This window comes from Nocardia sp. NPDC055053 (assembly GCF_053608285.1).
In genome coordinates this window covers 143,671-164,358 of record NZ_JBSGVD010000011.1, presented here as the reverse complement: position 1 = coordinate 164,358, position 20,688 = coordinate 143,671, and the positions used below count along the sequence as shown (strand labels likewise).

Below are 20,688 nucleotides of genomic sequence, written 5' to 3'. Positions count from 1 at the left end.
AGCGGGGAGATGCTGCATGGGAACCGCAGCGAGAAAGGTGTCGAGGTCTAACCATGACCATGACTGATCCGATCGCAGACTTCTTGACACGTCTGCGCAACGCCAACTCGGCGTACCACGATCAGGTGAAGGCGCCCCACTCCAAGCTCAAGGCGAACATCGCCGAGATCTTGAAGCGTGAGGGCTACATCGCCGATTACCGCACCGAGGACGCGACCGTGGGCAAGTCCCTCGTCGTCGATCTGAAGTACGGCCCCAGCCGTGAGCGCAGCCTGCAGGGCCTGCGTCGCGTCTCGAAGCCGGGTCTGCGTGTGTACGCGAAGTCCACCAACCTGCCCAAGGTCCTCGGCGGCCTCGGCGTGGCGATCATTTCCACGTCGACCGGTCTGCTCACCGACCGTCAGGCGGCCAAGCAGGGCGTGGGCGGCGAAGTCCTCGCCTACGTCTGGTAAGGGAGGTCAGGACTAATGTCGCGTATTGGTAAGAAGCCCATCGAGATTCCGGCCGGCGTCGACGTCACCATCGACGGCCAGGTCGTCACGGTGAAGGGGCCCAAGGGCACCCTGTCGCACACCGTGGCCGAGCCGATCACCGTCACCAAGGGTGAAGGTAACGAGCTCGAGGTCGCCCGTCCCAACGACGAGCGCGCCAACCGCTCGCTGCACGGCCTTTCCCGCACCCTGATCGCCAACATGATCGAGGGTGTCACCAAGGGCTACGAGAAGAAGATGGAAATCTTCGGCGTCGGTTACCGTGTGGCCGCCAAGGGTTCGAACCTCGAGTTCGCCCTGGGTTACAGCCACCCGGTGCCGATCGAGGCCCCGGAAGGCATCACCTTCGCGGTGGAATCGCCCACCAAGTTCTCTGTGTCCGGCATCGACAAGCAGAAGGTCGGCCAGATCTCCGCTGTCATCCACGGACTGCGTAAGCCCGACCCGTACAAGGGCAAGGGCATCCGCTACGCCGGCGAGGTCGTTCGCCGCAAGGTCGGAAAGACGGGTAAGTGATCATGGCGCAAACTGCTAACCAGAAGGCCAAGCGGATTCCGCTGGGCAAGGACGTTTCCACGAAGCGTCGTCTGTCGAAGACCCGCCGTCACTTCCGTCTGCGCAAGAAGGTCGTCGGCACCACCGAGCGTCCGCGCCTGGTGGTCAACCGCTCCTCGCGGCACCTGCACGCCCAGCTCGTCGACGATTCGGTCGGCAAGACCATCGCCGCCGCGTCCTCGATCGAGGCCGATGTGCGTGCGCTGGAGGGCGACAAGTCCGCCAAGGGCGCCAAGGTCGGTCAGCTGATCGCCGAGCGTGCCAAGGCTGCCGGTATCGAGGCGGTCGTGTTCGACCGTGGTGGTCACGACTACCACGGCCGTATCGCGGCGCTGGCCGATGCCGCTCGTGAAGGCGGGTTGAAGTTCTGATGACTGTTATTTCGAACGGAAGGAACGTCTGATGCCGGGACGTCAGCGGCGTGACGGCGGCAGCGGACCCGCCGGACAGAACACCAATGCCCCCGAGGGCGGCCGTGGCGATCGCCGCGGTGGCGGCGACCGTCGCGGCGGTGACCGTCGGGACCAGGCCGCCGAGAAGAACCAGCTCGAGCGCGTAGTCGCGATCAACCGCGTCTCCAAGGTCGTGAAGGGTGGTCGTCGCTTCAGCTTCACCGCCCTCGTGATCGTCGGTGACGGCAACGGTCTGGTCGGCGTCGGCTACGGCAAGGCCAAGGAAGTTCCCGCGGCCATCCAGAAGGGTGTCGAGGAGGCTCGCAAGGGCTTCTTCCGCGTCCCGATGATCGGCTCGACCATCACCCACCCGGTTCAGGGTGAGGCGGCGGCCGGTGTCGTCATGCTGCGTCCGGCTTCGCCCGGTACCGGTGTGATCGCCGGTGGCGCGGCGCGTGCCGTGCTCGAATGCGCTGGCATTCACGACATTCTGGCCAAGTCGCTCGGTAGCGACAATGCGATCAACGTCGTTCACGCGACGGTTGCCGCGCTCAAGATGCTCCAGCGTCCCGAAGAGGTTGCCGCGCGTCGCGGTCTGCCGATCGAGGATGTCGCTCCGGCGGGCATGCTGCGTGCGCGTGCAGGACAGGGAGCCTGACATGGCTGATCTCAAGGTGACCCAGATCAAGAGCACCATCGGCGCCAAGGCGAATCAGAAGGACTCCCTGCGTACGCTGGGCCTTCGTAAGATCCGTCAGAGTGTTGTCCGTGAGGACAACGCTCAGAACCGCGGTCTGATCAACGTCGTGCGCCACCTCGTAACAGTTGAGGAGGTCTGACAATGACCATCAAGTTGCACCACCTGCGTCCTGCGCCGGGTTCCAAGACCGAGAAGACCCGTGTGGGTCGCGGTGAGGGTTCCAAGGGTAAGACCGCCGGTCGTGGTACCAAGGGCACCAAGGCCCGCAAGAACGTCTCTCCGGCGTTCGAGGGTGGCCAGATGCCGCTGCACATGCGCCTGCCGAAGCTCAAGGGCTTCACCAACCGCTTCCGCGTGGAGTACCAGGTTGTGAACGTGGGTCGCATCGCGGAGCTGTTCCCCGAGGGCGGCACGGTCGGTAAGGCCGAGCTCGTCGCGGCCGGCGCCGTTCGCAAGAACGAGCTGGTCAAGGTCCTCGGCGATGGTGAAATCGGTGTGGCGGTCCAGGTGACCGCCGACAAGGTGACCGGCTCCGCCAAGGAGAAGATCGCCGCCGCCGGTGGCACCGTCACCGAACTGGCCTGACGGTACTGTAGTTAGCAGTGGACACCGGACGAGTCGAGAGCTCGTCCGGTGTCACTGTTAGAGTTCAAGTGTTGTCTGCCAAGCTCGTCATCGGCTGACGTATCCACACGATGCGGTGTTGGTTCAGTCGCATGGCATGACCATGTCGTTCGCCAGGAGGATCTGTGCTTTCCGCCTTCGTATCGGCCTTCCGGACTCCGGACTTACGGCGGAAGATTCTCTTCACGCTGGGGTTGATCGCGCTGTACCGGTTGGGTGCCGCGCTGCCGTCCCCCGGCGTCGACTACCAAAACGTGCAGGAGTGCGTGAAGCTGGTCTCCGGTGGTGAATCCGCCGGTATCTACCAGCTCATCAATCTCTTCTCCGGTGGTGCGCTGCTGCAGCTTTCGGTGTTCGCGATCGGCATCATGCCGTACATCACCGCGAGCATCATCATTCAGCTGCTGACCGTCGTCATCCCGCGCTTCGAGGAGCTGCGCAAGGAAGGCCAAGCAGGCCAGACCAAGATGACGCAGTACACCCGGTATCTGTCGATCGCCCTGGCGATCCTGCAGGCAACGGGTCTCGTCGCGCTGGCCGCGCGCGGTCAGCTGCTGCAGGGCTGCAACGAGCCGATCCTCGCCGACACCAGCATCTTCGGCATGATCATCATCGTCCTGGTGATGACCGCCGGTGCGGCGCTGGTCATGTGGTTCGGTGAGCAGATCACCGAGCGCGGTGTCGGTAACGGCATGTCGCTGCTCATCTTCGCCGGTATCGCCGCGCGCATCCCGATCGACGGCAAGAACGTCCTCGACACCCGAGGTGGCCTCGTCTTCGGTCTCGTCTGTGCCGCCGTCCTGGCGATCATCGTGGCCGTGATCTTCGTCGAGCAGGGCCAGCGCCGGATTCCGGTGCAGTACGCCAAGCGCGTCGTCGGCCGCAAGATGTACGGCGGTTCGTCGACCTACCTGCCGTTGAAGGTCAACCAGGCCGGTGTCATCCCGGTGATCTTCGCGTCCTCACTGCTGTACCTGCCCAACCTGGTCGCGCAGCTGACCGGGTCGAGCACGGCGACGGAGCCGAGCTGGTGGCAGGAGATCATCCAGAAGTATCTGGTCGACCCGACCAACCCGGTCTACATCGCCATCTACTTCGGTCTGATCGTGTTCTTCACCTACTTCTACGTCGCGATCACCTTCAACCCGGAGGAACGCGCCGACGAGATGAAGAAGTTCGGTGGCTTCATTCCGGGCTATCGCCCGGGTAAGCCGACTGCCGACTACCTGAATTATGTTCTGAGCCGCATCACCCTGCCTGGCTCGATCTACCTCGGCGCGGTCACCGTCCTCCCCAGCTTGTTCCTCGGCGCGGGCAGCACGGGCCAGTCGGCGAACATGGCCTTCGGCGGTGCCGCGGTGCTCATCATGGTCAGTGTTGGTCTCGACACGGTCAAGCAGATCGAGAGCCAGCTGATGAATCGAAATTACGAAGGGTTCCTCAAGTGAGAGTTGTTCTGCTCGGTCCGCCGGGTGCCGGCAAAGGTACTCAGGCCGTCCTGCTGTCGGAGAAGCTGGGCGTTCCGCACATCTCCACCGGAGACCTCTTCCGCGCGAACATCAGCCAGCAGACCGCCCTCGGTCGCGAAGCGCAGAAGTACATGGACGCGGGCGACCTCGTCCCCAGCGACGTCACGAACCGCATGGTCGAGGCCCGCGTCGCCGAGCCGGACGCCGCGAACGGCTTCGTGCTCGACGGCTACCCGCGCACGGTCGATCAGGGCGACGCGCTGAAGAAGATCCTCGAGAACCACGGCACCGAACTCGACGCCGTGCTGTGCTTCGTGGTGCCCGAGTCGCTGCTCAAGGAGCGGATGCTCGCCCGCGGTCGCGCCGACGACACCGAAGAGGTGATCGACAACCGCCTGCGCGTCTACCGCGAGGAGACCGAGCCGCTGCTCGAGTACTACGACGGTCTGGTCGTGACGGTCGAAGGCGTCGGCGAGGTCGACGACGTCAACGCGCGGGCACTGCGGGCGCTCGGACGCTGATGGTCTTCAGCCGTAAGAAGAAGGTCGTGCCGTTCCGTTCGGCGGGCGAGCTGGATGCCATGGCGGCAGCCGGCGCGATCGTCGGACGGACGCTCGTCGCCGTTCGTGCCGCGGCCAAGCCCGGCGTGTCGACGCTGGAACTGGACGAGGTCGCCGAGCAGACGATCCGCGACGCGGGCGCCGTCCCGTCGTTCAAGGGTTATCACGGCTTCCCCGGCTCGATCTGTTCTTCGGTCAACGACCGTGTGGTCCACGGCATCCCCTCGGCGACGGAAATCCTCGCCGAGGGTGATCTCGTGTCCATCGACTGCGGCGCCATCCTCGACGGCTGGCACGGCGACTCGGCCTGGACCTTCGGCATCGGCACCATCATCGAGGCCGACCGGCTGCTGAGCGAGGCGACCAGGTTGTCGATGGAAATGGGCATCGCCGCGATGCTGCCCGACAACCGCCTCACCGACGTCTCGCACGCCATCGAGCTCGGCACCCGCGCCGCTGAGCGCGAGCACGGCCGCGCCTACGGCATCGTCGACGGTTACGGTGGCCACGCCATCGGCCGTGAGATGCACATGGACCCGTTCCTGCCGAACGAAGGCGCCCCCGGCAAGGGCCCGCGCCTGGTCGTCGGCTCGGTGCTGGCGATCGAGCCGATGCTCACCCTCGGCACCACCGAGACCAAGACGCTGGACGACGACTGGACGGTCGTCACCACCGACGGCTCCCGCGCCGCGCATTGGGAGCACAGCGTCGCCGTCACCGAAGACGGGCCGCGCATCCTCACGCTGCGTCCGGAGTAGTTCCGGGTCAAGAAGCCGTCAAGATCGCCGTTCCGGCGTAAAAGTCCGTTGTTCGCCCCTGGTTCACCCGCGCGTCCCTGGCATCGTTCCAATTCTGGTTCGGTGAAAGGGATTTCGGTTGGCGGGCAAGGTTCAGGTCACCCCGGGGCACCTGCGGGCTGCGGCCGATCTGATGGCTGATCTGCGCGATGATGTGCGTGGCGTCCTGACGCGACTGAAGGCGGCGTCGAGCGCCCACGGTGCGCCGTGGGGCGAAGACGGGTTCTGTATGGATCGGCAGTCGGCCGACTTGTCGATCGTCTGCGCACGGATAGCTGTGTGGTACGCGTCTCTGCCGGTGGCTGAACTCAGCCTTCGAGGAGGACGGTGACAGGGCCGTCGTTGGTCAATTGGACTTCCATGTGGGCACCGAAGTGGCCGGTGGCGACGGTGGCTCCGAGGGTGCGGAGGGTGTCGGCGAAGGTGTCGACGAGGGGTTCGGCGATCGGGCCGGGGGCCGCGGCGTTCCAGGAGGGGCGGCGGCCCTTGGCGGTGTTGGCGTAGAGGGTGAACTGGCTGACGACGAGGACGGGCGCGTTCAGGTCCGCGGCGGAACGTTCGCCGTCGAGGATGCGCAGCCGCCAAGCCTTGTCGGCGAGGGCCCGCGCGGTCGCTTCGGTGTCGGAGTGAGTGGCGCCGACCAGGGCGAGCAGACCGTGCGGAACTCCGGCGCCGACCGGGTCGATCCGGCCGACGACCGCACCGTCGACACTCACCTGGGCACTGGTCACCCGCTGCAGCAGTACTCGCACAGTCATCGATCATGCCGGGTGACTCGAATTGATGGAAATCGGGGCGCAATGAACTGTTGTGAACAATTCGGGAATTGCGTAAAGGACTGTGCGGCTGCGATTTACATTTCGCGCAGACAGCCGATAGTTTTACCGATATGACGGAAGAACAAGTGCAGCAACGTAAGAATCTATTCATGGGGGGGATTGCAGCACTGGCGGGCGTCGGCCTGTTCATTCTGATGTTCTCGGTGTTCGGGGTGGAGCCGAGCGGCTTCACCGGCGCGATCACCACCGGCCTGCTGGTGACGGCGGCAGGCTGCTTCGGCAGCGCGGCCCGGATCAAGCGAGACGCCCGCCGCAATTCCTGAGCACGCGAGAGCCGCTGCCCCGGTCTGGCGGGCAGCGGCTTTCGCGTGTCAGTCCTTACCGAAGAACAGGATGTCGGGTCCGTATTCGGTGAGCGGCCGGCTCTCGGCAGCCTGGCGGATACCGCTGCCGGGCAGTTCGGTGACCTTGGCGAACATCTCCGCATTGCCGAAGGCCGCGCGGACCTGCGTCTCGGAGGCGTAGTCGGCGCCGTAGTCGGCCAGCGTCGCGAAATCCAGTGGGGCCAGCGGTGCGTCGAGTGGCGCCTGACCGCTCGGCCTGCCCAGTGCGGCGTACTGGGTGGCGACGCCGTTGTCGTAGAGGCACAGTTCGTAGGAGATGTTCTCGATGGTGGCGACGGTGAGCACCGGCCATTTCTCCGAGAGACGGACGGCGAGTGGGTGGGTGCCGAGGCCGCCGATCTCCCAGTTCAGGCTTTTCACCGAAATCCAGCTGCCGGAGACTTTTTCAACCAGTACGACGTCGGCGGCGAGTTCGGTCGCGGTGTTGGTGACGGGTTCCTTCACGCCCCAGTGCTTTTCGTGTACGCCGGCGAACCTGCCCGCGTCCACCGTTTCGGCGCCGTCGCGTGCGTAGGCCGCCACGATCGCCGCCCGCACCTGGTCGAGTGCGTCCGGCGCCGAACAGCGCACCGCGAGCGCGCCGTAGGTCGCCGAGATCTCCACCGGCCGCGACGGCGGCTCCGGCATCGCGCCCGCGGCAAGGGGCTTGAGCCCGACGAGTGCCAGCCGCCAGTTGATCTCGTCGATCGTGGCCAGGTCGCCACCCGACTGGTACAGGATCTGCTGCTGGGTGAGCCTGCCCGCGCGCTCCAGTGTCTGCGCGCCCAGCTTCACCAGGGCCTGCGTGGTCTTGACGGTGAGATCGAGCTCCTCGACCCGGGTCTCCCGCAAGCGCGCGGCACTCGCGGCCGAGGTCACCTCCGAATACAGCGCGCGATAGCTGGCGATGGCCTGCTTGCGTGAGCGGCCGACCATCATGGTGCGCAGCAAGGTGCTCAGGCTCGCCAGGTACTTACCTGGCTGCTCGGGATCGCGCGCATACCTGGCCGCCCTGATCCGCACCGCGTCCTCGGTCGCCGCCACCGCCGCGTCGTGATCGAGCCGCATCAGCCAGACGCCGCACTTGGACAGCCCGTCGGCACACATCGGCGACACGTCGGGATAGTCCCGCGCGACCTGCCGGTACGCCTGACACGCACTGCGAATGGTGTTGGTGGCCAGCTGACGATGCCCGACCAGCCGGGTCGCCTGCTCGAACAGGCGCAGCGAATCCTGCAGCGCACCGGCGTACTCGTAGCTGACATAGCCGCCGACCAGCCAGTGCAGCCGGATCGCCACCGCTTCCTGCGCCGGCTCCAGCGCCTCGGCGGTGCGGTCGCGACCCGACGGGTCGTCGCGGGTGGCGAGCAGGCCCTGGGCGAGCTCGGTGAGCGAGCCTGCCAGTCGCAGGTAGTCCTCTGGGTGCTGGTTCCTGGTAGCAGTGCGGTCGGCAGCGACGCGCCGTTCGAGGCCGCTCAGATCGGTCATGAGCAGTTCCATCGCGACGTCAATTCTGCCCCATCAATCGTTGGTACCTGGCCGTCGAGCGGCCGTTGCTGCTTCGGTCGAGTTTGTCACAGATCGGCGACGGCTGCCGGATCGTCGTCGGATTGCCGGGTTCAGTCCGGTGCACGAGATGTTTGCCCGGCCGTGATCTCTTGGGGCTGGGCATCTTTCGCTAAGGTCATTAAGCTGCGACCGGATCGAGCCGATCGGCGAGAGCCGTCGGATGGTGTGCATCGAGGAGCGGGTGGCGTGGGAAACGAGACTCCCTGGTCAGGGCTTGCGGGCCGGGCCAAGGTCCGGGTCGAGACGGGAGCCGCGCTCGAAGCGGCGAGGGCGTGCAGCGATGCGATCGCGGTGTTCGAAGGTTGTCTGAAGCTGATCGACAGCACCACGCTGAATCAGTTCGACGAAGGACGATTGGGCGGCGCGGAAATCATCGCCCCGCCGAAGCTGCGGGCACGGTTCAGCGAGGAGGCGGCACAGGCGAAGGACACCATCGGCAAACATATCGACTCGTTGCGCGATCTTGTCGAGCTGTTCAAAGCCGCTGGTAACACCTACACCGGCGCCGACAACCTGTCGGCGGATGACCTTGCCGCTCTCAAAGGCAAGAAGTCCGAGCTGGACAAGGTGAAGCCGAAGCCGGATGCGCGCGACCTGGGCAAGGCGCGAGATGCCGCCGCGGAGTACAAGCCGCGCAACCATTCCTCCTCGCGCGTTCGCGACTCCGATATCGACGTGCCGAAGGTCTCCGACTCGACGAAGAATCTGGGGGTCGACCGGGAGAGCCCCGGCGCGGTGCCGATCCCGGTGCGCGGGCACGAAACCATGCAGTGGTCGGACCTGTACTGGCTCGGCCTGCGGCTTGGCTGGGAAGAAGTCGCCGACGACGCGCGGACCTGGGAGGCGTTGGCGATCCAGGTGCACACCGCCGCCTACGAGCTCGAACAGAAGCTGCAGAAGATCACGAGCACGAACTGGGAGAGCCAGGGTGGTGAGGCCGCGCTGGCGGCGATCGGGACCTACGCGGCATCGGTGTACAAGCTGCACAACGCGTTCAGGTTGCATGAGGCGAACCTCGAATACACCGCCGACTGGCTCTATTCGACCAAGCGAGCGATGCCGACCCACCGGACCGAAGGATGCGGTGACGATCTCGGTGAAGCCCAGCGGTTGTACCGCGATCACTACATCAATGGGGTGCACACCACCGCCGGTCTGTTCCCCGTGATGACCCTGCCCAAGGCGCCGGACGCACCGGGATCGGTGCCGCAGGATCCGGGCAAGCGGCCGACTGTCGAGGAAGAACAGCAGGGTCGACGGCAGCCGACGACCGGCGATCAGGGCGGGGCGGGTCAGCAAGGCGGGGGCTCCGGCCAGCAAGGTGGTGGCTCCGGCCAGCAAGGTGGTGGCTCGGGCCAGCAAGGCGGAGGATCCGGCCAGCAAGGCGGGGGTGCCGGGCAGGGTGGTGGCGCGGGTCAGCAGCAGGCCGCGGCGCAGGTCCCGAGCGAAGTGCTCGCCGCGCAGAAGGCGGCCAACGCGCAGATCCCGACCGCGACCGGTGGTCCCGGTTCTGGTTCCGGTTCGACCGGTACCCGTACCGCCTCCGGGGCCGGTGTCCCCGGAGCGACGATATCCAGCGCGGGCACACCCACCGGCACAACCGCGACGGGTACGGGGTCGAGTCAGGGATCGGGTTCCGGCTCGGACATGCTGTCGACCTTGATGTCGGCGGTCTCGACCGCGACCTCGACACTCTCGCAGGCAATTCCGACGATCGCGACAGCCCTGCAGCAGCTCTCTGCGAGTCTCACCGCCACGCCCGATCTCACCGAACTCGGCACCCTGTTCGGCCAGTATCCCGATCTGGCGCAGGCACTCGCGCAGTCACCCGAGATCAGCGCCCTCATCGCAGGCAACAGCGAGCTGCAGCCGCTGGCAGCGGCGCTGGGTATCGAACCATCGACGGCTCATGAGGTTGTGGTCACCGAGCCCGAGCCGGCACAAGCCGCTGCCTTCCCCCGTGCCGCACTGCCGGACTTCTTCGCCCTGCCCGGGCTGGAGTCGATCGCCACACCGCTCACCGGCTTGGTCGCCGCCACGCAACAGGAAGTGGTGGCCCCGGCACACATCGACGAGCAAGTCGACGGCCATGTCGCGACCACCGTGCCCGCCGAACGGTATGTCGAGGCATGAGCAGGACGTGGGAATTCGGCGATGTCGAGTTCAGGGTGCTGTGGGAGCGCTATATCGGCGGTAGCCTGCCGCGCCCGCTCAGCTTCCTGGCGCGCACACCGTTGTACGACGACTTCGAGCAGGAGAAGTACGACACCTGGCAGCGGCTGCAGCACACCGTCGACCCCGCGGTTCGGGGCATCTTCGAGGTGCTCAAGCGGCCCGAAGTGTATGTGCGGCTGCGTGGTTGGTACGACCAGGATCAGGAGGATCCACAGCGCTGGATCAAGGCCAGGGCCGCGCGTTCCGGTGCGCAGGGCTACCTCCTCCGGCAGCTGCCGGGCGAAACGCCCACGCACAGTGGTGGTTACACGATCACCGAATGTGGTCCGCACGGACTGGGGGAGGCGATCGTCGGGTTGATGCCCACCGTCCCCGCGGGCCGCGGCGGCATCATCCCACTGGTCACCGATCAGGCGAGGACGGCCGACGACCACCGTCCGCGCGGCTCGATGGTGCTGGAGGAGGCCGACACCTCGGTGGCGCGGCGCAGCACGGAATTCTTCGAGACGCCAGCCGACCGGACCGGCACGATCAATATCCTGCAGAACCTGTCGCGGTTCGGCCCGCGTGGCATGCGCCGCGACATCCTGGTGTGGCGTGATCTGCCCGACGACGGCCGGTATGTGATCGCATTGCCTTCGGCGGAACCCGATGCCACACCGATGTCCGAACCGGTGCTGATCGATGCGATCAACGCCTCCATCGAGCGCATGATGGCGCGGGTGGATTCTCACTGGGAGGCGAGTGCTTGACCCCGAACGAGGAATCGATTCCGGACCGGCCGTTCGCTCTTGGCGCGCAGGTGGCCGAAACCACCGCGGCGGCTGACCCCGCGGATGCGATTACCGAACTGGCGTACCGGATCGCCAGGGAGACAGCGGCACTCGGCCCGGCGGGCTGGCGGAACCTGACCGCGGTGTTCGCGCTGACCGTCGAGGCCGAGGTAGCCCATCTGTTGTTCGAGGACACGCACGGTGCGACGGTGCGGGCGCTGCCGAACGCCGACATCGTCGACGCGGTGCGCGAGCACCGGAAGCTGTCGGCGGGCTACGGCGACGGACCGTGGTGGCGGCTCGTGGTGACGATGAGCAGCACCGGCGAACTCGACGTCGACCACGACTACGGCGACGAGCCGTTCCCGGATGATCAGCTCTTCGAGCCACGGGCATACCTGGCCGACCTCGCGGTCTATCCGCGACGTCGGCTGCCGGTGTGGCTGGCGGCCTATCTGCACCACGGCGGCAGGCAGCTGCGTCCGCCCGGCGTTGCGGCGCGGCGGGCGCGCATCGATGTCGCGGAGGGCGTGCGAGCCACGCTGTCGGAGTACGACTTTCCGGCGTACCCGCTCATGCGTGCGCGCTGGGCGGTGATCGCGGCCGCGTTCGTTGCCGCCGGTTCGTCGCGGGGACCGCGGATGCTACCCGCGCTCGGTTGGTTCGAGGGTGGTTCGCACAGTGGCTCGACGCTGTACGAGGTGCCGGGTGGACGCGCGGTGCTCTCCGGTGGCGTGTGGAATGCGATGGGGCTCGATGCCGCCTACAACGAGGACGCCGAACTGCCCGCGCTGTACGCGGGTGCGCCCGAGTGGGTGGCGGATCCGGTGGTCAACACCAGGGCGGGGCACGGTCTGCTGTCGTTCTGCTACTGGTGGGAAGACGGCGCGTGGTATCGCGGGGAGTCTCCTGCCGCCGATCATCTCGCCGAAGCCGTGCCGGGAATCTGGACGGCCGACACCGCGGCGCGGGTGGTCGCAGGCCTGCTCGGTGACGAGGCGACGGACAGCCGGCGGGCCGCCGCCCGCGCGCTGGTCGACGACGCGGAGCGCGGCATCGCGACCCGCGCGGCGATCGTCGAGATCTTCGGTGACGACGGCACGTTCGATGTCGACGCCGCGATGTATCAGCTGACCCTGGCCGGCGTCACCGAGGCCGGGGCGCGGCGATCAGCCCTCTGAGCGCCGGGTCGAACACGATGACCATCCGATGGTCCGGCCGCGGCGCGGAGAAGCCCTCCATCTTGTCCTTGTTCAGGACATTGCTGGCGCCGGCATCGATGGTGTAGTCGTAATCGTTGTTGCCGGCGCCGGGGAACTCCGTGTACTCCTCGATGCGGAACGGCGGCCGGTTCTCGTAGTGATCGAGCAGGGCGGTCCACAGCTGATCGCCGTCGATGTGGCCACGGTCGCCGGGGGTGCCCTTGCTCGGATCGGCGGCCTCGGACTTCATGTCCCACTGCAATTCGATCCGGCCGCCGGGGGCGAGGGTGTTCTCCAGATTCGCCGCGATGGACAGGTAGGCCTCGGGCGGAAGCTTGGCGCTGACGTTGTTGACGAAGATCCGGCCGACCCCTCCGGTGGCGCCGTCACCCAGAACGTGTCCACCACCGAGCATGTCGCCGAAGACCAGCACGGTCCCGGCTTCGGTCAGCGGGCCGGGGTCGAGAATCCCGAGACTGCGCCTGCGCTGGCTCGGAATCGCGAAGGACTCGGCCAGTTCGGTTTTCACGACCAGCCCACCACCGGCGCGGTCGGCGGGCGGGGTCATCTCGACACCGAACGCGCTGCGCCCGACACCCACGTCGACGGTGTGCCCGTTCGGCACCCCGGTCGGAGGACGATGGACGAGCGACACGCTCTCGTTGTTCGTGCCGAAGACGTTCTGCTCCAAAGGAAGCCGATGCAGCGGCCGCGGCCGGGGGATGATCTCCACGGCCGAGACGCCGCCCACCGGGTCGTGGATCATCACGGTGTACTCGATATTGATCCCGTTCTCGGCGGCGGTGCGGTTCGCCCGGTCGACGCTGTGCAGGAGCTCGCTCATCGAGCCCGCGCCGCCGTCGACCTCGAGGCGGCCGGTGCCGTGCTCGAGGACGGCCGCGAACCGGTTCGGCGAGGTGGCCAGTGTTTCCGCCGCGTCGTACATGCGCTGGAACGCGTCGGGCCCCATGGCGGCACGGAACGGTTCCGGCATCGCTGTATGGAACCGGTCGATGGCCTCGTGCAGATCGCGCACGCGCTGTGCCGCAGTCGGATTCGGATCGTTGATGGCGACATTGAGCGGATCCATGGCCGCCATCAGATGTTTGGTCGGCACGTGCTGACGGGCTTCGCGGAAGTTCGGATTCTCGAAGATCGGGTCGAAGATGCGCCGGACCAGCTCTTCTCGCATCCGCGCGTCGAGTCCACGACGTTCGTTGGCGACCAGGTCGCGCACGTGTTCGCCCGCAGCCAGCTCGCTCAGCGTCGCCAGGTGAGCGGCGCTGCCACGATCGTATTCGGCCGCGGTGAGCGATTCGCCGAAGATCGGGCGCTGCTCGGTCAGGCCCGCTCGTTCGAGCGAATAGCGATGTGCGAGTACCGGATCGTGGGTGCCGAGCAGGTGTTCGGCGGTACTGCCAGGGCGCAGGTCGATGCGTCCGGCGAGATCGGCGAGATCGCGGCGCAGCCCGGGGAGTTGTTCTGCTCGTGCGGGATCGATGGTGGCGGCGTCGATCTTGTTGAGCAGCACGCGAACTTCGGCGAAGCGGCCGCCGAGGTGATCCGTCAGCCGATCGGGGCGTTCCCGCACGGGATCGATCACGATCTCGGGCTCCTGCGCGAGCCGGATCTCGGCGATCTCGTGCGCGATGCCACGCACGACATCCTGGTCCCGTGCGCGCGGGGAGACATGCACGTCGTAGCCCGTCCCGTCGGGGCGGCTGCGGAATTCGGCGACGGCGCCGCCGGTCGTCGGTTCGACCTCGATGCGGATGGTGCGGCCGTCGGGTAGGAGCAGGCGCTTGGTGTCGCGATTCCAGGCCACGTCCTCCGGCGTGACGAGCGCGAGGTTGTCCTCCACCACATGGACGACTTCGCGGGTGGTCAGATTCGCCTGGTTCGGTGGGCGCGCATCGCCGTGGAACTCCCCGACGCTCGCTGCGGCGCCGCGGTGCGGATCCAGCGTGGTGCCGGGTCGCGTTCCCGGCTCGACGACCGGCAGGGCGGGCCGGGTATCGAAGAGGCCGTCGCGCACCAGGATCGAGATCGATTCGATGTTCTGACCCGGGTAGTGCTCCTGCACTGACTTGCTGACCGACTTCAACGGCATGCTGATGTCGGACTTGGAACTGATGATGCCGTTGAGGGTGGCGTTGGCGAAGGTCTTCGCCTCGCTGTTGTACAGGGGGCGGTTCGCCATGATGTGCTCGGCGAGTTCGACCAGTTGCGGATGGGACAGCTCGCGCAACGGCACCAGGACGCGCGGCGTTTCACCGACCGGCTTGAGCGCGACCTTGCCGTCGAACCGGTCGACCAGCAGCCGGTCGAAGGTGCCCTGGTCGGTGAAGACAGCCAGGTCGACATCGTTGGCGCGCGGCGTGCGCAGTGACGACCCCTGGACCACCACGTCACCGACCGGAAGGCCGGCCTCCCTGAGGCCGCCGACCAGGTCACTGCTGAACTTCCGGAACTCCGCGGCGTCGGTGAACTTGTACGGGTAGCCGCGTTCGGAGACCACCTCGACCCAGTTGTGCATCTGCTGGGCGAGTTCGGGCGCGGTGATCGGCTTGGCGGTCCGGGAGCCGACCTGCACCATGTCCTGGATGGTCCGCTGGTCGAGCCCGAGTTTGCGTCCCTCGCCGATGATCGTGGCCAGCTCCGCCTCGGAGTAGGTGAGCTCGAATTTGCCGGGGCGTTCGGCGATCCAGGCGCGCACGTTCGCGGCGATGGGGTCGGCCGGAACGGGTTCGCCGCGACCCTGCTCGGGGACGGCGAGCTCGGCCCGGGACGGCTCGCTGGTTGTCGGCTCGGCACGGGATGGCTCGCCGGTTGTGGGCTCGGCGCGCGACGGTTCTCTGGTTGTCGGCTCGGCGCGGGACGGTTCGGCGGTCGTCGGCTCGCTGCGGCCGGGTTCGGGCTCCCCGGTCCGCGTTCGTTCCGATACCGCCGGTTCCTTCGGCGTCCCGTGCTCACCCGTGCTCGGCGCCTCGGCGGTGGCACGGACCTGTTCGGCACCGGACTCGGCCCGGCGCTGCTCGCCTGCGACCTCGGCGGCGCGGTCCTTCGACGTTGCCGTGAGGTTCGATTTGGCGCCGCTCTGTTCGGCGAGCCCGGCCCTGGTGTTGCTCTTCGCGTCGCCCTGTCCCGCACCGTCCTTGGTGGCTGGACGTTCACCGGCACGCGATTCCGGCGCCGCGGTACCCGGGCGTTCGGCCGGAGCGGGCCGGGCACCCGAATCGGTTGTCCGCACACCGGTTTCGGCAGGCCGCGCGGTGGAACCCTCGGCCCTGGCACCGGAGTCGGTGCGGCCTTGGGCTTCGGCCCGCATCGCCGCTTCGGACGGTCGCACCGCGGTGCCGTCCCTTGGCGTGACACCGGAGTTGTTCCACTCCGTCCGCAACTGCTCGAGCCGCGCGACGTGCTGGTCGCTGTATTCGCCCTTCGAATCGATCTTGACGTCGTTCGCGCGCTGGAAGACATCGCGGGCCCGGTTCTGCTCGGGCCCGGCCTCGAAACGGTCGGGGTGAGTCTGTTTGGCCAGATCGTGGTAGAGCGACTTACCTTCGCGCACAGAGGCTTCGGTGACGATCGGCGCCTTCGCGGCGGACGCTCCGGCCGGTGACATCCTGGGCGAATCCATGGTCGGCGCGTGCCCGAGGCCGGCGCCGTGCCGCACACCGTGCGCACCGCCGAGTGCCGCACCGACGATGACCAGCTTCGGGTCGAAGGTGGTGTCGATCTTGTCGGCGTCGAAGTAGCCGTGGGCCAGCTGGTCACCGACCTGCCAGGCGAGACCGCCGCCGTACATGCCGAGTCCGCCCGCGGCGCCGCCGGTCACGCCGCTGATCAGCCCACGCATGGCCGGGCTCATGGCTGTCCGGCCGAGCAGCTTGTGCATGCCCATACCGACGGGCGCACCGAGCAAGCCGCCCGCGCCCCATTCGAATCCGGTGCGCAGGTTCTGGCCGATATCGAACGAATCGCGGTGACCCATGCCGAGCTGATAGGCCTGGATTCCGCCGTCGAGGCCCAAACCCATGCCGCCCGCCTTCAGGCCCGCGATCGCGATCTGCTTCAGATAGGGCTTGAGCAGATTGCGCAGGCCGACCCGTCCCGCCTCCAGCGCCAGCTGCTGGAGGCCGCGATTGGCGGCCGTCCCGATGGCGGTTCGGCCCGCGGCCAACGCCAGCGGCACCCCCGCCGAACCCCACGGCCATGCGGCGAACAACGCGTAGATCGCATAGGCGGTGATGAGAGCGAAGCTGCCCTCCATGATCTTGGTGTACTCGAGCTGGGTGCCGCCGTTGCGGGTGTAGGCGCCCAGTTCCTCGAGCGCCTTGGCCAGCTCGTCGACGGAATTCGGCCCGGAGAACAGCTTGTCGAACTCCTGCTTGACCGCGACCGCGCCCTCGCCGCTGTAGAACTTCGCCGTGGCGTCGGTGACCGCGCGCAGGTCCGGCTCGAGCAGGCGCAGTTCCTCCGCGGCCTGCTTCCACGCGTCCCCGAGGGCGAACAGGTCGTCCTCGTCGCCCTTCGGATACGCCGTACCGAAATTGAGCGCTTGCAGGATCCAGCCGGGGACGAGATCGAAAACCGAGGCTAGACCCGACACGGGTCACCTCCGCTGATGGCGATCACCAGGCGGACTCGGCCGTCTCCGACAGCGCGGTGAATCGCACGGTGCCGTCGGAAGGCTCGTCGTTGCGTTTGCGTGCGCTCGGTGGGGTGACCGGGGCTCGCGGCGGCTCGGGAATCATGTCCTGGACGTCGGGCATCCCGGGCAGGTATTCCGAGAGACGGGGGATGCGTGCGGTGTCGGCGCGCAGTGTGTCGAGCAGTTCTTTGGTCTTGCGATGCATGGCGGCCGCGGCGTCCTGGGAGGCCGTGGTGACGGCGCGGGCGATCTCCGGGAAGCTCAGATCATCGATATTGTCCGAGAAGCGAACCTGGATAACGACATTCTCCGCATTGACCACCACGCTGACGCGGCCCGCCGCGGCGGTCGCGGTCGCGGTCAGCTGCGACTGCTCCTGCTGGGTTCGGGCGATGGCGGCCATTCCCGCGCGCACGGTGTCGGCCAGATCTTCCAGCTGGCTGTGTGCCACTTCGTTCGCCATCGGTTCCTCCTACCTACCCCGTCCGCTGTCGTGCCGTGTTCGGTGGCGGTAGGTCAGCTGAGTCCGTCCTCGTTGGCGCGTTCGGCGGTCTGGAATCGGTCGGCGGCGTCGACAAGAGCGCCCGAATAGGACTGCAGCAGTGCGACTTTCGACGACACGACCGCCTGGAGGTTCGTATCCGATGCGCTGTATCCCTGCTCGCCCTCGGCGAAGTTCTTGCCGAACTCGTCGGCTCCCCAGCGCCCCCAGTGCGCCTGCGAGGCCGCGGTCACCCGGGTGAGGATCTGGTCGATCCTGGTCGCGAGGCCATCGAGATCGCCACCCGTGCCGCGCAGATTGCTGATGTAGACCTCGACCGGATCAGTCATGCCGCACCTCTGCTCTTCTGGGGTGTATCGCACTCGATCATTACATGAATTCTCAACCATGCCAACGCTAACGGGATCTTAACGACAGGCGGCTACCGGGCCGCTGCGACGGAGTGCGCGGGCATGGCATGCTCGGTGCATGGCCCGCACAACCTTCCACGGCGACATCGAGACGGCCAGTCACGAGGTGATGATCGCGCTCGTGCGTGACTGGCTCGCCCAACCACAGCTGTCGATGACCGTGCGGCGGACCGGCTACGAGACGAGCTACCGCGACGACACCATCGAGGTGTATTGCCACGAGGCGACCGTCCCCGGCACCGGTGACTCCTTCTATCTGCTCGAGGGCGTCGTCGAGGCGGAGCCGACCAGGGCGGCGCAGCGGCTCGCCGTGCTGGCGGACGCCTGCCGCGCCGCCGGACTCGACTGCTCCATCGACTACGCCGAGGCCGACGCCGAAGGCTCCGCGATCGGCGCGGAGTCGACCATCGAGTGAGGTGGGGACCGCTGTCTGCGGTGCTAGGGTGCGTGGTCGGAGGATGAATGGCTGAGGTTCCCGGAGCCGAACAGGAGCTGCGTCGGCTCGGTCGGTACCTGCTCGAGCAGGTGCGGGTCATTGCCGCGCGCGTCACGCCGGATGTGGTGATTCCGGACTCCGCGCTGCCCGATATCCCCGAGGTCGCCGAATGGACCGAGCCGCTGCGCTATCGGTACAGCCTGCGCGTCCAAACCCTGGCTGCCGGTGAATCCGCGGCGGATGCTGTTCGCCGAAGTTCCGAGGCTTTCGCGGCCGGTGGTTTCGACGTGGTCGAGGATCGGCGCGCGGGCACCGTCGCGTCGCGCATCGTCGTGACCGGAAGCCGGGACGGGTTCCGGATCGAGGTGCGGGTGTGGCCGGAGACCGGTGACGTCGTCTATGCCGGTGTCACCCCGATGCTCGCGCTGCGGACACCGCGCGCGCCAGAGCTGCCCGATCCGGTCCACACCACCGACACCGTCGAGCCGGGTCACGTGCTCTGTTACGAGTGCGACGGACTCGGCTGGTGCCCGGCGTGTGGTGGCAACGGCTGGGTGCTCGATGACGCGGGACTGCGGCAACTGTGCCCGGAATGCCACGAGCAGCGGGTCTGCCCGATCTGCCGCGGCGCGGGACAGCTGCAGGTAGCGCGGTTGCGCCCGGCCGAACGGGCCATGTACCCACAGCTCGTCGACGGATCAGCGGGAGAGGACCAATCATGACGACGGCGTTGCCGCTGGCACGAACCAATGCCGAGGCACGCCTGTTCCTCCGGCTGCGTCCGTGCGAAGCGTGCGGTGCGCGGCGATGCGAGTTCCGGAGCTCGGTCATCTCCGCCGACGGGCCGGCCAGTAGGTATGTGGGGCAGTGCGAGTCGTGCGGCGCGCAGCGAGAATACGTGTTCCGGCTGCCCGAGCAGATCCTGCCGCCGCCGGCGGGCCGGGTGCGATTCGGCGGTGCGGACGCCTCGCAGCTGCTCGATCCCGGTGAGTGGCTGCACTATTCGCGCATCTGCGCCGACCAGGCCGGTCCTGGCGACAGCGCGCGATCCGGCACGGCGCGGCACGCCATCGCGACGGGGCTGGCGGCCGTCGAGGAAGTGCTGAAGTTCATCCCGGGCTCCGCGTCGGCGGTGCCCGCGTCGGCCTTCTTCGCTGCCGCTGGACAGGCGATGTTCGGTGCCGAACCAGGCAGTTTCGACCGTGACCGGCTCGAAGCGGTGCGCGCGTACTACGCCGAGCAGCTCGGGCCTTCGTGAGACGGTGTCGCGACGGCGCCGTTGAATACTCACCATTCATGTTGTCGTAACGAGCGATTCGCCCACCACTGCCATTCTGTTGCACAGGCAAACGAGTTGTGTGGTGGTCGATGCACCGACCCTGGAGGAATGGAGAACGCGATGGCGGAGAAGTTCCAGTACGAGCCACTGCTGTTCCGCAGGGCGGCCGCCAAGACCGGTGCCGTCCGCGACCAGATCAACGGGGTGCTCAACCGGCTCGAATCCGCGGCGAACGCGCGGGGTACCTGCTGGGGCAACGACACTTTCGGCAACAACTTCTACAACGGTGACGCCGACAACGGTTACAAGACCTCCAAGTCGAACACCACAGCCAGCGCCCGCGCGATGGCGGACAATATGAACTCGTTCTCCACCGGGCAGATCGAGAGCGCCCAGCTCCTGGAGAAAATGGAAAAGGGCAACTATGACGGCATGCACTGATCAGGAGCCCGCTCTAGCATGACGAACGAACACGCCAAGGCACAGCTGGCCGACATCCTCGATGGTGTGCAGGAGCAGATGCGTGCCATCGCGCAGGTGCAGCAGGAACGCGCGAAAATCGTTGCCACCGCGACGGTTCGCAAGCGCGTCACCGTGTCGGTGAACGCGGACTACAAGGTCATCGAGACCAAGTTCAGCACCGACATCGACGACCTCACCTATCCCGAGATCGCCAGGGCGGTGACCGAAGCCGCGCAGCAGGCCTGCGCGGAGGTCGCGCGGCAGACCGCGGCGATGATGTCGCCGATCCAGCAGAACCACGCCCGGCTCCCCAAGCTCGACGATCTGGTCGGTGACATGCCCGACCTGCGGATTCCGGAAGCGGTCGAGGCCTCGCTGGCTGCACCGAACGCGCCGGAGCGGCTGGAAGAATCGGCAGCCGAACCGCAGTACCAGCATCGACCGGGTACGGCGACCGACTCGAGCTGGTGACTCGA

Annotated in this window: 23 protein-coding genes; 18 read left to right on the top strand and 5 right to left on the bottom strand. The window is 67.1% G+C overall.

Annotation, left to right across the window (positions count from 1 at the left end; translation table 11 throughout):
• Nucleotides 1-53: 53 nt before the first annotated feature.
• From rpsH to map, 9 genes are all read left to right on the top strand, one after another.
• Nucleotides 54-452, top strand: coding sequence for a 30S ribosomal protein S8 (gene rpsH, locus ACWF82_RS14620; RefSeq protein ID WP_014981717.1), 399 nt, complete (start codon nucleotides 54-56; stop codon nucleotides 450-452).
• 15 nt (nucleotides 453-467) lie between these two features.
• A complete protein-coding gene (rplF, locus tag ACWF82_RS14615) occupies nucleotides 468-1,007 on the top strand; it encodes a 50S ribosomal protein L6 (protein WP_019045067.1) in 540 nt (179 codons plus the stop codon).
• Between the two features lie 2 nt (nucleotides 1,008-1,009).
• Nucleotides 1,010-1,417 (top strand): 50S ribosomal protein L18, encoded by a 408-nt coding sequence (gene rplR / locus ACWF82_RS14610; RefSeq protein ID WP_278264884.1) that lies wholly within the window; start codon nucleotides 1,010-1,012, stop codon nucleotides 1,415-1,417.
• A 31-nt stretch (nucleotides 1,418-1,448) separates the two neighbouring features.
• A complete protein-coding gene (rpsE, locus tag ACWF82_RS14605) occupies nucleotides 1,449-2,096 on the top strand; it encodes a 30S ribosomal protein S5 (RefSeq protein ID WP_452501364.1) in 648 nt (215 codons plus the stop codon).
• Between the two features lies 1 nt (nucleotide 2,097).
• Nucleotides 2,098-2,277, top strand: coding sequence for a 50S ribosomal protein L30 (rpmD, locus tag ACWF82_RS14600; protein WP_019045070.1), 180 nt, complete (start codon nucleotides 2,098-2,100; stop codon nucleotides 2,275-2,277).
• Nucleotides 2,278-2,279: 2 nt separating this feature from the next.
• Nucleotides 2,280-2,723 (top strand): 50S ribosomal protein L15, encoded by a 444-nt coding sequence (rplO, locus tag ACWF82_RS14595; RefSeq protein ID WP_019045071.1) that lies wholly within the window; start codon nucleotides 2,280-2,282, stop codon nucleotides 2,721-2,723.
• A 164-nt stretch (nucleotides 2,724-2,887) separates the two neighbouring features.
• Complete coding sequence (gene secY, locus ACWF82_RS14590; RefSeq protein ID WP_452501362.1) at nucleotides 2,888-4,210, top strand: preprotein translocase subunit SecY; 1,323 nt, start codon at nucleotides 2,888-2,890, stop codon at nucleotides 4,208-4,210.
• Nucleotides 4,207-4,752: an adenylate kinase gene (locus tag ACWF82_RS14585; protein ID WP_452501361.1), complete on the top strand. Its 546-nt coding sequence runs from the start codon at nucleotides 4,207-4,209 to the stop codon at nucleotides 4,750-4,752. The genes secY and ACWF82_RS14585 overlap by 4 nt, the downstream gene beginning before the upstream one ends.
• On the top strand, nucleotides 4,752-5,549 hold the full coding sequence (gene map / locus ACWF82_RS14580) for a type I methionyl aminopeptidase (RefSeq protein ID WP_452501359.1): 798 nt from the start codon (nucleotides 4,752-4,754) through the stop codon (nucleotides 5,547-5,549). Before ACWF82_RS14585 ends, map begins: the two co-directional genes overlap by 1 nt.
• 347 nt (nucleotides 5,550-5,896) lie before the next feature.
• Here map and dtd read toward each other — a convergent pair whose 3' ends face one another.
• Entirely contained in the window at nucleotides 5,897-6,340 is a 444-nt protein-coding gene (gene dtd, locus ACWF82_RS14575) for a D-aminoacyl-tRNA deacylase (RefSeq protein WP_452501431.1), read from the bottom strand.
• Between the two features lie 74 nt (nucleotides 6,341-6,414).
• Between dtd and ACWF82_RS14570 the strand changes: the two genes are divergently transcribed.
• Nucleotides 6,415-6,690: a hypothetical protein gene (locus tag ACWF82_RS14570; RefSeq protein ID WP_452501357.1), complete on the top strand. Its 276-nt coding sequence runs from the start codon at nucleotides 6,415-6,417 to the stop codon at nucleotides 6,688-6,690.
• A gap of 48 nt (nucleotides 6,691-6,738) precedes the next feature.
• Here ACWF82_RS14570 and ACWF82_RS14565 read toward each other — a convergent pair whose 3' ends face one another.
• Nucleotides 6,739-8,238, bottom strand: a complete 1,500-nt coding sequence (locus ACWF82_RS14565; protein ID WP_452501355.1) for a hypothetical protein — start codon at nucleotides 8,236-8,238, stop codon at nucleotides 6,739-6,741.
• Nucleotides 8,239-8,505: 267 nt separating this feature from the next.
• Here ACWF82_RS14565 and ACWF82_RS14560 point away from each other — a divergent pair, with 267 nt between their 5' ends.
• Genes ACWF82_RS14560 through ACWF82_RS14550 form a run of 3 tightly spaced genes read left to right on the top strand, consistent with a single transcriptional unit; the run spans nucleotide 8,506 to nucleotide 12,448 of the window.
• Nucleotides 8,506-10,452: a hypothetical protein gene (locus ACWF82_RS14560; protein ID WP_452501353.1), complete on the top strand. Its 1,947-nt coding sequence runs from the start codon at nucleotides 8,506-8,508 to the stop codon at nucleotides 10,450-10,452.
• A complete protein-coding gene (locus tag ACWF82_RS14555) occupies nucleotides 10,449-11,246 on the top strand; it encodes an ESX secretion-associated protein EspG (RefSeq protein WP_452501351.1) in 798 nt (265 codons plus the stop codon). The genes ACWF82_RS14560 and ACWF82_RS14555 overlap by 4 nt, the downstream gene beginning before the upstream one ends.
• The gene (locus ACWF82_RS14550) at nucleotides 11,243-12,448 is read left to right on the top strand and encodes a hypothetical protein (RefSeq protein WP_452501349.1); all 1,206 of its coding nucleotides are present in this window, start codon (nucleotides 11,243-11,245) and stop codon (nucleotides 12,446-12,448) included. The genes ACWF82_RS14555 and ACWF82_RS14550 overlap by 4 nt, the downstream gene beginning before the upstream one ends.
• Here ACWF82_RS14550 and ACWF82_RS14545 read toward each other — a convergent pair.
• The 3 genes from ACWF82_RS14545 to ACWF82_RS14535 are packed head-to-tail and all read right to left on the bottom strand — an operon-like array spanning nucleotide 12,414 to nucleotide 17,954.
• A complete protein-coding gene (locus tag ACWF82_RS14545) occupies nucleotides 12,414-17,081 on the bottom strand; it encodes a WXG100-like domain-containing protein (protein ID WP_452501347.1) in 4,668 nt (1,555 codons plus the stop codon). The genes ACWF82_RS14550 and ACWF82_RS14545 overlap by 35 nt on opposite strands.
• A 22-nt stretch (nucleotides 17,082-17,103) precedes the next feature.
• The gene (locus ACWF82_RS14540; RefSeq protein ID WP_452501345.1) at nucleotides 17,104-17,586 is read right to left on the bottom strand and encodes a YbaB/EbfC family nucleoid-associated protein; all 483 of its coding nucleotides are present in this window, start codon (nucleotides 17,584-17,586) and stop codon (nucleotides 17,104-17,106) included.
• 53 nt (nucleotides 17,587-17,639) lie between these two features.
• Complete coding sequence (locus tag ACWF82_RS14535) at nucleotides 17,640-17,954, bottom strand: hypothetical protein (RefSeq protein ID WP_452501343.1); 315 nt, start codon at nucleotides 17,952-17,954, stop codon at nucleotides 17,640-17,642.
• A 139-nt stretch (nucleotides 17,955-18,093) separates the two neighbouring features.
• Here ACWF82_RS14535 and ACWF82_RS14530 point away from each other — a divergent pair, with 139 nt between their 5' ends.
• From ACWF82_RS14530 to ACWF82_RS14510, 5 genes are all read left to right on the top strand, one after another.
• Entirely contained in the window at nucleotides 18,094-18,450 is a 357-nt protein-coding gene (locus ACWF82_RS14530) for a hypothetical protein (protein ID WP_452501341.1), read from the top strand.
• Between the two features lie 47 nt (nucleotides 18,451-18,497).
• Nucleotides 18,498-19,193, top strand: a complete 696-nt coding sequence (locus ACWF82_RS14525) for a hypothetical protein (protein ID WP_452501339.1) — start codon at nucleotides 18,498-18,500, stop codon at nucleotides 19,191-19,193.
• Complete coding sequence (locus tag ACWF82_RS14520; RefSeq protein ID WP_452501337.1) at nucleotides 19,190-19,729, top strand: hypothetical protein; 540 nt, start codon at nucleotides 19,190-19,192, stop codon at nucleotides 19,727-19,729. The genes ACWF82_RS14525 and ACWF82_RS14520 overlap by 4 nt, the downstream gene beginning before the upstream one ends.
• Nucleotides 19,730-19,858: 129 nt before the next feature.
• Complete coding sequence (locus ACWF82_RS14515) at nucleotides 19,859-20,191, top strand: hypothetical protein (protein ID WP_452501335.1); 333 nt, start codon at nucleotides 19,859-19,861, stop codon at nucleotides 20,189-20,191.
• An 18-nt stretch (nucleotides 20,192-20,209) separates the two neighbouring features.
• Nucleotides 20,210-20,683, top strand: a complete 474-nt coding sequence (locus tag ACWF82_RS14510) for a YbaB/EbfC family nucleoid-associated protein (RefSeq protein ID WP_452501333.1) — start codon at nucleotides 20,210-20,212, stop codon at nucleotides 20,681-20,683.
• Nucleotides 20,684-20,688: the final 5 nt, after the last annotated feature.

Excerpts from the sequence above, each read along its gene's own strand:
- rpsH (WP_014981717.1), top strand. The coding sequence starts at position 54 with ATGACCATGACTGATCCGATCGCAGACTTCTTGACACGTCTGCGCAAC.
- rplF (WP_019045067.1), top strand. The coding sequence starts at position 468 with ATGTCGCGTATTGGTAAGAAGCCCATCGAGATTCCGGCCGGCGTCGAC.
- rplR (WP_278264884.1), top strand. The coding sequence starts at position 1,010 with ATGGCGCAAACTGCTAACCAGAAGGCCAAGCGGATTCCGCTGGGCAAG.
- rpsE (WP_452501364.1), top strand. The coding sequence starts at position 1,449 with ATGCCGGGACGTCAGCGGCGTGACGGCGGCAGCGGACCCGCCGGACAG.
- rpmD (WP_019045070.1), top strand. The coding sequence starts at position 2,098 with ATGGCTGATCTCAAGGTGACCCAGATCAAGAGCACCATCGGCGCCAAG.
- rplO (WP_019045071.1), top strand. The coding sequence starts at position 2,280 with ATGACCATCAAGTTGCACCACCTGCGTCCTGCGCCGGGTTCCAAGACC.
- map (WP_452501359.1), top strand. The coding sequence starts at position 4,752 with ATGGTCTTCAGCCGTAAGAAGAAGGTCGTGCCGTTCCGTTCGGCGGGC.
- ACWF82_RS14565 (WP_452501355.1), bottom strand. The coding sequence starts at position 8,238 with ATGACCGATCTGAGCGGCCTCGAACGGCGCGTCGCTGCCGACCGCACT.
- ACWF82_RS14555 (WP_452501351.1), top strand. The coding sequence starts at position 10,449 with ATGAGCAGGACGTGGGAATTCGGCGATGTCGAGTTCAGGGTGCTGTGG.
- ACWF82_RS14540 (WP_452501345.1), bottom strand. The coding sequence starts at position 17,586 with ATGGCGAACGAAGTGGCACACAGCCAGCTGGAAGATCTGGCCGACACC.
- ACWF82_RS14535 (WP_452501343.1), bottom strand. The coding sequence starts at position 17,954 with ATGACTGATCCGGTCGAGGTCTACATCAGCAATCTGCGCGGCACGGGT.
- ACWF82_RS14530 (WP_452501341.1), top strand. The coding sequence starts at position 18,094 with ATGGCCCGCACAACCTTCCACGGCGACATCGAGACGGCCAGTCACGAG.
- ACWF82_RS14525 (WP_452501339.1), top strand. The coding sequence starts at position 18,498 with ATGGCTGAGGTTCCCGGAGCCGAACAGGAGCTGCGTCGGCTCGGTCGG.
- ACWF82_RS14520 (WP_452501337.1), top strand. The coding sequence starts at position 19,190 with ATGACGACGGCGTTGCCGCTGGCACGAACCAATGCCGAGGCACGCCTG.
- ACWF82_RS14515 (WP_452501335.1), top strand. The coding sequence starts at position 19,859 with ATGGAGAACGCGATGGCGGAGAAGTTCCAGTACGAGCCACTGCTGTTC.
- ACWF82_RS14510 (WP_452501333.1), top strand. The coding sequence starts at position 20,210 with ATGACGAACGAACACGCCAAGGCACAGCTGGCCGACATCCTCGATGGT.